The organism is uncultured Phascolarctobacterium sp. (genome assembly GCF_905212365.1).
Classification (GTDB): Bacteria; Bacillota; Negativicutes; order Acidaminococcales; family Acidaminococcaceae; genus Phascolarctobacterium_A.
The window spans coordinates 1-12,730 of record NZ_CAJMEH010000063.1; the positions used below are offsets into that span (position 1 = coordinate 1).

At 54.6% G+C, this 12,730-nt stretch carries 10 protein-coding genes and 1 pseudogene; 1 reads left to right on the forward strand and 10 read right to left on the reverse strand.

What is annotated here, in order from left to right:
* Nucleotides 1-376 precede the first annotated feature (376 nt).
* From glmS to lepA, 6 genes are all read right to left on the reverse strand, one after another.
* Entirely contained in the window at nucleotides 377-2,206 is a 1,830-nt protein-coding gene (gene glmS / locus QZ105_RS08980; protein ID WP_293729582.1) for a glutamine--fructose-6-phosphate transaminase (isomerizing), read from the reverse strand.
* A gap of 293 nt (nucleotides 2,207-2,499) precedes the next feature.
* Nucleotides 2,500-3,840 (reverse strand): phosphoglucosamine mutase, encoded by a 1,341-nt coding sequence (gene glmM / locus QZ105_RS08985; protein ID WP_293729583.1) that lies wholly within the window; start codon nucleotides 3,838-3,840, stop codon nucleotides 2,500-2,502.
* Between the two features lie 55 nt (nucleotides 3,841-3,895).
* On the reverse strand, nucleotides 3,896-5,500 hold the full coding sequence (locus QZ105_RS08990) for an NAD(P)/FAD-dependent oxidoreductase (RefSeq protein WP_293729584.1): 1,605 nt from the start codon (nucleotides 5,498-5,500) through the stop codon (nucleotides 3,896-3,898).
* Between the two features lie 6 nt (nucleotides 5,501-5,506).
* Entirely contained in the window at nucleotides 5,507-6,436 is a 930-nt protein-coding gene (locus QZ105_RS08995) for a CdaR family protein (protein WP_293729585.1), read from the reverse strand.
* Nucleotides 6,433-7,272, reverse strand: coding sequence for a diadenylate cyclase CdaA (gene cdaA, locus QZ105_RS09000; protein WP_366936030.1), 840 nt, complete (start codon nucleotides 7,270-7,272; stop codon nucleotides 6,433-6,435). The genes QZ105_RS08995 and cdaA overlap by 4 nt, the downstream gene beginning before the upstream one ends.
* A 36-nt stretch (nucleotides 7,273-7,308) precedes the next feature.
* Nucleotides 7,309-9,105, reverse strand: a complete 1,797-nt coding sequence (gene lepA, locus QZ105_RS09005) for a translation elongation factor 4 (protein ID WP_366936031.1) — start codon at nucleotides 9,103-9,105, stop codon at nucleotides 7,309-7,311.
* A 219-nt stretch (nucleotides 9,106-9,324) separates the two neighbouring features.
* On the opposite strand from lepA, the gene rpsT reads away from it, so the two are divergent.
* Nucleotides 9,325-9,588 (forward strand): 30S ribosomal protein S20, encoded by a 264-nt coding sequence (gene rpsT / locus QZ105_RS09010; RefSeq protein ID WP_293729588.1) that lies wholly within the window; start codon nucleotides 9,325-9,327, stop codon nucleotides 9,586-9,588.
* Nucleotides 9,589-9,693: 105 nt separating this feature from the next.
* Here the strand turns inward: rpsT and QZ105_RS09015 are convergent, their stop codons facing one another.
* The 4 genes and pseudogenes from QZ105_RS09015 to QZ105_RS09030 all read right to left on the reverse strand — a co-directional run.
* Complete coding sequence (locus tag QZ105_RS09015; RefSeq protein ID WP_293729589.1) at nucleotides 9,694-10,173, reverse strand: metallophosphoesterase; 480 nt, start codon at nucleotides 10,171-10,173, stop codon at nucleotides 9,694-9,696.
* On the reverse strand, nucleotides 10,170-10,763 hold the full coding sequence (locus QZ105_RS09020; RefSeq protein WP_293729590.1) for an XTP/dITP diphosphatase: 594 nt from the start codon (nucleotides 10,761-10,763) through the stop codon (nucleotides 10,170-10,172). Before QZ105_RS09020 ends, QZ105_RS09015 begins: the two co-directional genes overlap by 4 nt.
* Nucleotides 10,764-10,809: 46 nt before the next feature.
* Nucleotides 10,810-12,135 (reverse strand): histone deacetylase, encoded by a 1,326-nt coding sequence (locus QZ105_RS09025; RefSeq protein ID WP_293729591.1) that lies wholly within the window; start codon nucleotides 12,133-12,135, stop codon nucleotides 10,810-10,812.
* A pseudogene (locus QZ105_RS09030) lies at nucleotides 12,135-12,730 on the reverse strand (hydantoinase/oxoprolinase family protein); the annotation flags it as partial. The gene QZ105_RS09025 and the pseudogene QZ105_RS09030, both read right to left, overlap by 1 nt.

The following is a 12,730-nucleotide window of genomic DNA, read 5'->3' on the forward strand; positions in this document are numbered from 1 at the left end:
CAGCAGGCAGCCTGATACGCCACGCCCGCCGCACGCCCGCCGCCCTCGCGGCTGCCGCGAAAGCCGTGCGCCATAATCAGCACCGCATCGCGCCGGCTTCTGTTAGGCTCCACAATACAATCCAGCGTCCCCAAAGGCCCGCTAAAGCTAAAATCAGTTAATTTTTCCATGACGCTCCTCCTCGTATTACTTTATTATACCATTCACAGAGAAGTATCGCAGAAAAATTTTGCGGCGAACATTTTCCTCTCGCATTGCACGACAGGAATAAAAAGACTGCTTCCGTTGGCATGACGAAAGCAGTCCCAAAATTTAATATTAAATTTGAAAAACTCCGGACGTTCTTCCTGCGCCTTTGGCAATGGAAAGGACGTTTTTATTCTACAGTAACGCTCTTAGCCAGATTACGCGGCTTATCCACGTCACAGCCGCGGGTCAGCGCAGCGTAATAAGCAAGCAGCTGCAAGGGCAGCACTGCCAGCAGCGGCGCCAGATATTTTTCTGTTTTGGGAATATAGATAACATGGTCGGCATACTTTGCCAGGGAAGCGTCGCCCTCAAAGCCGATGGCGATAACCACGGCTTCGCGCGCCTTAACCTCCTGCAGGTTGCTGACAGTTTTATCATAAACGTCCATCTGGGTAGCCAGCACAATTACGGGCACGCCGGATACGATAAGCGCCAGCGTACCATGCTTAAGCTCGCCTGCGGCATAAGCCTCGGCATGAATGTAGGAAATTTCCTTCAGCTTGAGCGCGCCCTCCAAGGCTACCGCATAGTCCAAGCTGCGGCCCAGGAAGAAAGCGTCCTCGCTGCTGCCGTATTCACGGGCAAAAACCTTAATCTGGTCCACATTTTCCAGCATTTGGTGAATCTGTTCGGGGATTTCCGTCAGACCGCTTACCAGCTCCCGCTCCTTTTCAGCGGGCAGAGTGCCGCGCAGGCGGCCCACATAAACTGCCAGCATCAGCATAGCCAGCAGCTGGGTAGTATAAGCTTTAGTGGAAGCGACAGCAATTTCCGGGCCGGCATAGGTATAAACCACCTGGTCTGCTTCGCGAGCGATGGAACTGCCCACCACATTAGTCACGGCCAAGGTACGGGAGCCCAAACGCTTAGCCTCGCGCAAAGCTGCCAGCGTGTCGCTGGTTTCGCCGCTCTGGCTGATAACGATGGTCAGGCTGTTGCCGTCCACCAAAGGATCGCGATAACGGAATTCGCTGGCAATATCCACCTCTACAGGCACGCGGGCCAGCTGCTCCAGATAATACTTGCCGACGATGCCCGCATGATAAGCCGTACCGCAGGCAACGATAAAGATTTTATTGATGCTGCCGATTTCCTCCGGCGTCCAGTTAAGCTCTGGGAAAGCAATGGCCTGCGCTTCGGCATTGACGCGGCCGGTCATGGTGTCGCGCATAGCCTTGGGCTGCTCGTAAATTTCCTTCAGCATGAAATGCTCAAAACCGCCCTTTTCCGCAGCCTCGGCGTTCCAGTTGACCTCGAAAACCTTTTTGCTGATGGGCGTGCCGTTAATGTCCTGCACCCATACGCCGTCTGCGGTCACGGTAGCGATTTCGCCGTCGCTCATAATAAAGGTACGGCGGGTGTGATTAATGATGGCGGGAATATCAGAAGCGATAAAGTTTTCACCCTCGCCCAGGCCGATAACCAGCGGATTATCCTTCTTGGTGCAGATGATTTTATCAGGCTCGGCTTCGCACATAAACACCAGACTGTAGGAGCCCTTAATCACGCGCAGCACCTTTTTGACTGTGCTTTCAAAATCGCCGTCGTATTTTTCCGCCATCAGGTGAGCCACGACCTCAGTATCGGTTTCGGAAACAAATTCGTGACCCTGAGCGATCAATTCTTCTTTCAATTTTAAATAATTTTCGATAATGCCGTTATGCACCACAACGAACTTGCCGCTGCTGTCCGTATGGGGATGAGCGTTGCGGTCCGACGGGCGTCCATGGGTTGCCCAGCGGGTATGGCCAATGCCGACGGTGCCTACGGGCATATTGCCTGCCAGCTTCTGGCGCAGCGCGTCCAAACGGCCCACGCACTTATCCACGCGGATAACGCCTTTTTCCATAACCGCAATACCGGCGGAATCATAGCCGCGGTATTCCAGCTTGCTCATACCGTCCAGCAAAAACGGCGCAGCCTGATGACTGCCAATGTAACCAACGATACCACACATAAGAGTATCCTCCTAAAAATTATTTGCCATGCTGCCGCAGGAATTTTACCTCCCTTGTTGCCAAGGGGCTTTGTACCCTGCTTGCGGTTTACAGCTCACCGTGAGGCATCCGCTGACTCTTCGATAACCTCAATCCTCGTCCGCCGCTTGAAAACGGCGCTTGCGCTTCAGCACATTTCTGCCCGCAGGCATACAATGAGCCGCGCAGGCAGGCGGGCCACGCGCGGCACATCTTTGTGACTATATTTATTTTACATGATTATAATACTTTGGTCAAGAAAACGAAAAGTGAATTAAGCCAGTTCGCGTGTAACAACATCGGCAATAGCGCCGGCGATTTGCTCCAGGCGTTCCTGCTTCGGACCCTCGGCCATAATACGGATTAAAGGCTCGGTGCCGGAAGCGCGCACCAGAATCTGTCCGTTATCGCCCAGCTCCTCCTGGTATTTTTTTATAATTTCCTGAATGGCAGGCTTGCTTTCCCAACCGTTCTTGTCTTTTACTCTTACGTTAAGCAGCACCTGCGGGAATTTAGTCATAACGGTGCCCATTTCCGACAGCGTTTTATTATTCTTAATCATAGCGCACAAAAGCTGCACAGCGGTTAAAATACCGTCGCCGGTCTTGGCAAATTCGGAGAAAATAATATGACCGGACTGCTCGCCGCCGATAGAATAATTATGCTTGAGCATTTCCTCCAGCACATAGCGGTCGCCCACGGCTGTTTTCACCGTTTGGCCGCCGTGAGCCTTCATGGCCTGCTGCAAGCCCACGTTGCTCATCACCGTAGTTACCAGCATATTATCGTGCAGCTTATGGCGCTTCATCAACTCCAAAGCGCAGATAAGCATAATTTGGTCGCCGTCCAGCGCTTCACCGTTTTCATCCACGGCCAGGCAGCGGTCGGCGTCGCCGTCATTGGCAATGCCCACGTCAGCGCCTACTTCCACAACTTTTTTCTGCAGCGCTTCCAAATGCGTGGAGCCGCAGCCGTTGTTGATGTTAATGCCGTTGGGCTCGTTGAAAATAGTTACGACCTCTGCTCCCAGGCTGCGCAAAATTACTGGAGCAATCTGGCTGTTAGCGCCGTTGGAGCAGTCCATAACCACCTTCAAGCCGTTGAGCTTGGCATAAGCGGTGCTCAAAATATGCTTGATATACAGCTCGGCCAGATTATCCTCGTACACGATGCAGCCCACGCTGCTGCCGCGAACTGCGGTGCTGTAATCAATGGGCGCTTCCACGATAGCGGCGATTTCGTCCTCCACAGCGTCGGGCAGCTTATGCCCGGTCTGAGAGAAGAATTTAATACCATTATCCTCAAAGGGATTATGCGAAGCGGAAATTACTACGCCGGCGTTAGCCTTAACCTCCGACGTCAAGTAAGAAACTGCGGGCGTAGGCATTACGCCCAAAAGATGCGCGTTGCCGCCTGCGCTGCAAATACCTGCGGCCAAAGCGCTTTCCAGCATTTGCCCACTGCGGCGTGTGTCGCGGCCAATGATAATTTTGGGGCTGGACACCTCTCTGCCAAAATATTTTGCCGCAGCATAGCCCAGCTTAAAGGCCAGCTCCGGCGTAAGCTCTACGTTCGCTACGCCGCGAACGCCGTCGGTACCGAATAAACGTGCCATTTTCCAAAAACCTCCCTGAAATTTATCTTTAGTTTTGCATATTTTTATTTATATTTCACCTTAGCGGCGCAAATCTTTGCATAATCGCCCGCGCCACATGATAGCCGTCCAGCGCCGCGCTCATAATTCCGCCTGCGTAGCCCGCACCTTCGCCGCAGGGGTAAAGCAAATCGTGCGTCACCGACACATAGCTTTGCTTATCCCGCTCGATGCGCACGGGAGCCGAGGTGCGGGTTTCCACGCCCGTCAGCAGCGCGCCGCCGTCGGCATATCCTGCCAGCTTGCGGCCAAAGCTTTCGATGCCCAGCCGCAGCGTATCCGTAACGTAAGCTGGCAGCACCTTATCCAAGGCGCAGGCAGTTAAGCCGGGGCGGTAAGACCCAGCCGTCAGACTTTGCAGCGAGGGGGCGCTGCGGTGCAGAAAGCTGTCCGTATTCTGAGCCGGCGCATAATAATTGCCGCCGCCCAAGGCAAAGGCCAGCCGCTCGTACTGCCGCTGAAATTCCACGCCAGCCAGCGGCCCGCCGCCGAAATCCTCAACGCCCACATTAACCACCAGAGCGCTGTTGGCAATGCCGCTGTCCCGCTTAAACATACTCATACCGTTTACGACTACGCCGCCGCTTTCCGACGCCGCCGCAACCACCTGCCCGCCTGGGCACATGCAGAAGGAATAAGCCGTCCGGCGCTTGTCCGGCGTGTGGTAAACCAAAGCGTAATCCGCTGCGCCCAGCAAACGGTGGCCGGCAAAGCTGCCGTATTGAGCTTTATCTATAAGCTCCTGAGGATGCTCGATGCGCACGCCGATAGCGAAAGGCTTGGTCTTAAGGCCCACGCCCCGCCGCGCCAGCATGGCGTAAGTATCGCGGGCGCTGTGACCGCAGGCCAAAACTACGGCTCCCCCCGCTATTTTTTCGCCGCTGCTCAACACTACGCCGCTTACGCAGCCGTTTTCGATAAGCAAATCGCTGACCTGCGCCTGATAACGAATACTGCCGCCCAAAGCGCAGATGCGTTTGCTGAGTCCCGTCACCATGGCCCGCAGCTTATCCGTGCCTACATGAGGCTTATGCTCCCATAAAATATTTTCCGGCGCGCCTGCGTCCACAAAGAGCTGCAAAATTTCCGCCATCACCGGGTCGTTAACTCTGGTAGTCAGCTTGCCGTCGGAAAACGTGCCCGCGCCGCCTTCACCGAATTGGACGTTGGAGGCTGGGTCAAACTGTCCCGTCTGCCAAAAGCGCTGCACGTCCGTCACTCTTTGCGCCACCGGCTTGCCCCGCTCCAACAGCAGCGGCCTATAGCCATGCTCCGCCAGCTGCAAAGCGGCCAGCAGTCCCGCAGGGCCCGCGCCGATAATCACCGGCGGCGCGCTCAAGGGCAGCGTGCCTAAAACCAGCGGCTCCTTTACAGGCTTCTCGTATTGCGTAATATCACGGTCGGCTAACAGGCGCTTGCCCTGACGGGCGCTGACATCCACCTCTGCCAAAACGTGATAATTCAAGCATATATCGTTTTTCTTGCGCGCATCCACCGCCTTGCGCAAAACGCGCAGCGTCCCCAGGCTTTCCCTGCCCACGCCGGCTTTTTTGCAGACCGCCTGCTCCAGCGTCGTTTCGTGCAGCAGGCTGATGCGCACATTATTGATTTTAATTTTCATTGCCGCTTAATTCTGCCTTTCCACCGAAAGCATAATTTGCACGCTGCGAACCTCCGGAATCACATTATCCGGCAGCTCCAGCTCCGCCGCGATAGCCGTACTGCCGTTTAAGGTGGTCACGTCCACAGGCTTGGTGTTGACGGCCTTCAATTCTTTAAGCAAGGAAGGCGGCGCCGTCACCCTGATAGTCTTGGGCACAATTTCCGTTTTCGTCACCACCGCGCCGTGTGGCAGCGTGCCGCTCATAACCAGGTTCACCGGCACATCGACGGACAGCAGCTGCTTAACCATCGTCGCCTGCACCATAACCCGTTCGGGAATGATGCGCATATTAGGAATATCGTAGCCGTCGTCGCTGACCGCCACCAAATCGCTTTCCGCCTGGAAGCTGCCCTGACGATCGGTGACGTCGACAGGCGCAACCACCTTATTAACCTTATCGATACGGTGGGTAGCGCCGCGCAAAGTTACCTCCGACGGCGTAATAACGCTGTGCCCGATAGTCATATCGCCATTGGAATTTCCCACCTCGCGCGGCACTACGGGAACCTGCTTTTCGCTGACCGTATCCACATACACGGAAACCTCCGACGGCGTTACCGAAACTACCTCGCCGTCAGGAAAGGATACCCGTACCGGCAGGCTCTGCTGTCCTTCGGTCACATTCTTTAAATTCAGCGAAGCCATCAGGCGTCCGTCCACATTGTCGCTGACCTTGGTGCGCGAGCCGCGTATTTTTACCATAACCCTGTCGGGCACATTAAACACCATCATATTATTCGGCAGATTGGCCTGCTGCAAACGCACCTCCACGCTGCGCTCCACTATGGGGTTTTGGTCCGACATCACATAAACCCACAGGCCGCAGGCCACCAGCAGGCTGATAATCCGCGCCAGTAAATTTTCTTTACGCTCTAATCTTTCAAAGAATTTCATTTTTTATCACCGCCCCACAAGCCTTTAAGTCTGTCGGCCAAGGAAACCTTCATAGCCGCATGAGGCTGGAATATAGCCCGGCGCAGAATTTCCTTCACGTCGTTCACCGTCAGATAGCGCATCAGCTCGCCGTTGCGGGCAATAGAGATAGCGCCTGTTTCCTCGCTGACTACCAGCACCATAGCGTCCGACTGCTCCGACATACCGATAGCAGCGCGATGGCGCGTACCCAGCTCCTGGCTCAAATTGCGGTTTTCCGTCAGCGGCAGCAGGCAGCAGGCGGCCACAATGCGGTTGCCGCGAATCACCACAGCGCCGTCGTGCAGCGGCGTATCCTTCACGAAAATATTTTGAATCAAACCGCTGCTGATTAAGCCGTCGATGGGTACGCCTGTTTCAATGCGCTCCACCAGACCGGTCGCCCGTTCAAAAACCATCAGCGCGCCCACCTTATCGCGGCTCATAACTTTGGTAGCGTGGGCCACCGAATCCAGCATAACTTCCAGCTCCTGCTCATCCAGCTCGCTTCTCTTGTGGAACAGCTTACCGCGACCAATCTGCTCCAGGGCACGGCGCAGCTCCGGCTGAAAAACTACGGGCAGCGCTACCATAATCACCGTCATGCTCTTTTCCAGCAGCCAGCTGATAACGTGCAGGTTGAGCCAGCGGCAGATAACCATAATCAGCACCAGCACCAGCAGGCCCTTAACCAATGTCGCGGCGCGGGTATTTTTCAGCATCAAATATAAACGGTAGAGAAAATAGGCTACGACGGCAATGTCGATAATGTCCAGGACGCTGATTGTGGACAGCAGCCCCTGCATCTGAACTACCATAAGCATTCACCAACCTTTATCGCAAACTGACTGCGCTCAATCCATCTTCAAAATCGCCATGAAGGCTTCCTGCGGCAGCTCCACGCTGCCCACCTGCTTCATGCGCTTCTTGCCTTCCTTTTGCTTTTCCAAAAGCTTGCGCTTACGGCTGATATCGCCTCCGTAGCACTTGGCCAAAACATCCTTGCGCATAGCGCGCACATTTTCGCGGGCGATAACCTTATTGCCGATAGCGGCCTGCACGGGAATTTCAAACATCTGCCGAGGAATCAGGCTGCGCAGCTTTTCCACCAGCTGGCGGCCGCGCACCTGAGCGCTGTCCTTATGCACAATGGCGGACAAAGCGTCCACAGGGTCGCCGTTCAGCAGAATATCCACCTTCACCAGATTAGAATAGCGATAGCCGCTCAGCTCGTAATCCAAAGAAGCGTAGCCGCGGGTCGCCGATTTCAAACGGTCAAAATAGTCGAAAATAATCTCGCTCAAGGGCAGCGCATAGTGAATCATCACGCGAGTATCATCCAGATAAGTCATATTATCGTACTCGCCGCGCTTTTCCTGGCTCAGCTCCATGACCGCGCCCACATAATCCTTAGGGACGATAATCGTCGCATTGACGTAAGGCTCCTCCACATGGTCGATAAGCGTCGGGTCGGGGAATAAAGAAGGATTATCAACCATCTCCACCTCGCCGTTAGTGCGGAAAACCTCGTAAATTACGTTGGGAGCCGTGGTAATCAGGCTCAAATTATATTCGCGCTCCAAGCGCTCCTTGATAACGTCCATGTGCAGCAGTCCCAAAAAGCCGCAGCGGAAGCCGAAGCCCAGCGCCGTAGAAGTTTCCGGTTCAAAAACCAGCGAAGCGTCGTTCAGCTGCAGCTTTTCCAAGGCGTCGCGCAGATTGTCGTAATCGGAGTTTTCTACAGGGTACAGGCCGCAGTACACCATGGGCGTAGCCTTGCGATAGCCCGGCAGCGCCCGCTCCGCCGGATTGTTGGCGTCCGTAACCGTATCGCCTACGCGGGCGTCCTTCACGTTTTTAATGCTGGCGGCAAAAAAGCCAACCTGCCCCTCCTCCAGCTCATCTACATTCACCAGGCCCGGCTTAAAATAGCCCACCTCGGTAACTTCAAATTCAGCGCCGGTGGCCATCATGCGTATCTTCATACCCTTGCGGATACGGCCCTCCATGACGCGCACATACAGCACCACGCCCTTATAAGCGTCAAACTTGGAATCGAAAACCAAAGCCTTGAGCGGCGCTTCAGCACTGCCGCTGGGCGCAGGAATGCGGGCCACAATAGCCTCCAGCACGTCCTCGATACCCAAGCCCGTCTTAGCGCTGCACAGCACCGCGTCGCTGGCGTCGATGCCAATTACGTCCTCGATTTCTTTTTTCACATGCTCCGGGTCGGCGCTGGGCAAATCTATCTTGTTGATAACGGGCACAATTTCCAAATCGTTGTCCAATGCCAGATAAACATTGGCCAGCGTTTGCGCCTCGATGCCCTGTGTCGCGTCGATAACCAGCAGCGCGCCTTCGCAGGCCGCCAGCGCGCGCGATACCTCGTAGGTAAAATCCACATGGCCGGGGGTATCGATAAAGTTCAGCATATATTCCTCGCCGTTGCGCGCTTTGTAAATGCTGCGCACAGCCTGCGCCTTGATGGTAATACCGCGCTCCCGCTCCAAATCCATGGAATCTAAAATTTGTTCCTCCATTTCGCGTTTGCTGAGAGTTCCTGTATATTCAATCAATCGGTCGGCCAGCGTCGACTTGCCGTGATCTATATGGGCAATGATAGAAAAATTGCGAATGTGATCCTGCTCAATCATCGTTAAATGCCTAGCTCCTTTGCAGAAAATATTTTATCAGTACTATTTATTATAGCATTCTTAGCTAAAGCCTGTAAACATAAAAGCTAAGGCAAGAATGATTCTTCATTATATTATTCGCATTGCCAGCGGCAAATATTTTAGCAAACCCCTTGCGCAAAAGCGCTGCACGTGTTAAAATAGTTCAGTACAAGAACTATCAGGAGGTGAAATTCGTTGCCGAACATTAAATCTTCCATCCGCAGTGTAAAAACCGACGCAGAGCGCCGCGCTAAAAACGCTCCGGCTAAAGCAGCTCTCCGCAATGCTTCCCGTAAGGTTGTCGCTATGACTGCTACCGCAGCTAAAGAAGACGCTCAAGCTACCTTGGCTGTTGCTTCCGGTTTGCTCGATAAAGCAGCTCGCAAAGGCATCATTCATAAGAATGCCGCAGCTCGCAAAAAATCCAGACTTGCCAAAAAAGTTAACGCTATGGCTTAATTTGCCAAAAAAGAAACAGCGCTTGCAAACGCAGGCGCTGTTTCTGTTTTTTATATTTTCATATGAAAAATAGCAGAACGTCTGAACTGTTCTTACCCAATTCGTTTATAAATCTATAAACTCAACCTCCGGCTTTGCGCCCCGCTGCAAAGTCAGCACGGCAAAGCAGGGCTTGGAGCCGCCGCGAGGGCGAGCCGGGCTGCCCGGATTTACGAGCAGCGTATCGCCGTAATAAGCGTTGACCGGCACATGCGTATGCCCGTACACAACTATATCCTGGTCCAACGTCTTAGCCCAATAGCCTAAATCTGCTTTTTCCTGCCATTGAATATATTTATGCCCGTGCGTCAGCCACAGCTTGAAGTTTTCCAATACTAAAAATTCGTCGTACTTCGCGCCGTTGTCCAGCAAATCGCAGTTGCCGCGCACGCAGACCGTTTCAATCCCCGTCAGATTTTGCAGCAGATTAGCGTCCGCCGCGTGGTCGCCCGTATGCAGCCACAGCTCCACCGGCGGCGTGAGCTGCAATATTTTGCGAACGGCCTGCACGCTGCCGTGAGTATCGCCGGTGATGCCTATTTTCATTTCTTTTTGCTCCAGATAGCCACCAGCCTGCGGATAGCTTTACCACGATGGCTGATTTTATTTTTTTCCTGCATACTGGCTTCGCCCATGCCCTTGTGTAATTCCGTGGACCAAAATAGCGGGTCGTAACCGAAGCCCTCGCTGCCCAAAGGCGCATGCAGCAGCATACCGTCGCAGACGCCGTCCACCTCGTTCAGCACCTTGCCGTCGGGCTGAGCCACGCACAAGGCGCAGCGGAAGCGGCAGGTACGCTTCACCTGGAATTTCATATTGTGCAGCAGCAGGTTATTATTATCCTCGTCGCTGGCTTCTTCTCCGGCATAACGGGCGCTGCGCACGCCGGGCGCGCCGTCCAACGCCTGCACCTCCAGCCCGGAATCGTCGGCAATGCAGGGCTTGCCCAATTTTTTAGCGTAATACACCGCCTTCAACCGCGCATTAGCCGCGAAGGTACGGCCTGTTTCCGCAGGCTCCTCCACTTTATCAAAATCCGCCAGATATTTAATTTCGATGGGCAGGTCCTTCATTAAAACTTTAAACTCCTCTACCTTGCCCTGGTTATGAGTAGCAATAACCAATTCCTTTAACATGCCAAAACCTCGTTTCCAAACATTTTATTTATCAAGCCTCGTCCCCTTACAACTCCTCAATCACGCCGCCGTCTATATTTTGCACCAGCACATACTGCCATTTGCCGCGCTTCTTTTCCCGCAGGGCTTCGTCATAGGCAACCTGACGGCATTTGGCGCACACGCCGCGGGGCAGACAGACGATAAAAGCGCTTTGGTCGCCGAAGCGCGTGCCCTCCGCCGCCGTCTGCATAGTGAAATAGCCGCCGCAGGCACGGTACGCGCAATAGCGCAGGGTTTCCACCTGCTCCTCGCGAATGCCTTCCTCGTCATAATAAATATGCTTGCGCCGCTGCCATACGCCGCCGCATTTAGCCAGCAAACGCTGCTGCATAGCTTCCCGCTGAAAATAAATTTCTCCGGCCTGCTCGATAAGCTGGTCCACCCGCTTATTGCAGCGCGGGTCCTGCCGCCGCAGCATACTGCTGTCCGGCTCCACTACCTTGCTGTAATCCATGCCTGCCATAGCCAAAATAATGCCGGTATTCACATAGGGCAGAGCGCTTTCAATAGAATAACCGCCCTCCAGCACGGCAATATCGGCCCGCAGCTTATCTGCCAGACGCGCATAGCCCTGCGCCGTAACCTGCATGGAAGCCAAAGGGTCGCTGAAATGATTATCCTGCCCGGCGCTGTTGATAATCAGCTCCGGCTGAAAATCCTCTAAAATATGGCTGATGAGCCCGTCGTACAAACGGTGCAGGCCCTCGTCCCCGGTTCCCGGCAGCAGCGGCAGGTTGATATTGGTTCCCCAGGCCGCGGGGCTGCCAGCTTCCTCCGGAAAGCCCGTGCCCGGGTACAGCGTGCGCCCGTCCTGATGAAAAGAAATATATAAAGTATTGGGATCGTGGTAAAAAATATCCTGCGAACCGTCGCCATGATGCACGTCCGTGTCTACCACGGCAATTTTGCGGATATTATACTTGCTCCGTAAATATTCTACCATGATCGCTTCAATATTAACAGTACAAAAGCCGCGAATTCCGTGAACAACGCGCATAGCGTGATGTCCCGGCGGCCTTACCAGCGCAAAGGCGCGCTGCACCTCCCGCTGCATTACGGCGTCCGCCGCCGCCAGGCAGCCTCCGGCGGAGGTAAGATGGGCGGGCGTTATCAGCCGGGCAATGTTGGGCACGCCCACGTGCGCTCGCTGCAAATCCTCTATCTGCGCCAAACGGGGACGGTATTCGCGAATTTCCTCGCAGTCGAATAGCCCCTCCTCCTCCAGCTGGTCGCGGGTATATAAAAGCCGTTCCTGGCGCTCCGGGTGTCCGGGGCTGATCATCCAGTCAAAGGCTGGAAAAAAAACTAAGCCCAAAGTATTTTTAGCCATCAAAAACGCACCTCCCTGCCGCGAACCTTGTGCAGAATGCCTGGCTTGAGCTGCATACGCAGGCTGTAAATATCGCCACGGTCATAATAGCCGTGTACGGTATTGAAATACTCGTAACTGATAAGCTCCGTTTCATGATCAGGCAGCAGCCAATCCGCCGTCTGCTCCCGCAGCCATTGGCTAAGAATACCCTGCGCCATAGCCTTGCCGAAGCCCCGCGGCAGCCGCTCCCGCCGTCCGCTTTCCGGTATAATGTAATAGCCGTCGGTAGTATCCGCCCGCAGGCCAGCGCTCAAGGTGGGACGCGCTACCGCCGCGCCGACGGCGTTGGCTACCATTGCACCCAAAGGAATGTCCACGGGCAGGCCCATCTCCTCGCCCAAAGCCGTAATCAGACCGGGAGCGCCGCCGCCCACGCCGATTAAACGCTGAGGAACGAATTCCGTGCCGCGGATAACGTCGTCCACCGTATAAACGGGCTGCTTGGCCCATTCGTTCAGCATTTCCTGAATCGTGCGCCGGATGACAGCCACTGCGCCGGCAATAATCTGCCGCGCCGTCTGCTCCGGCTCGCCTCCCAAAGCGGCAATGGCCT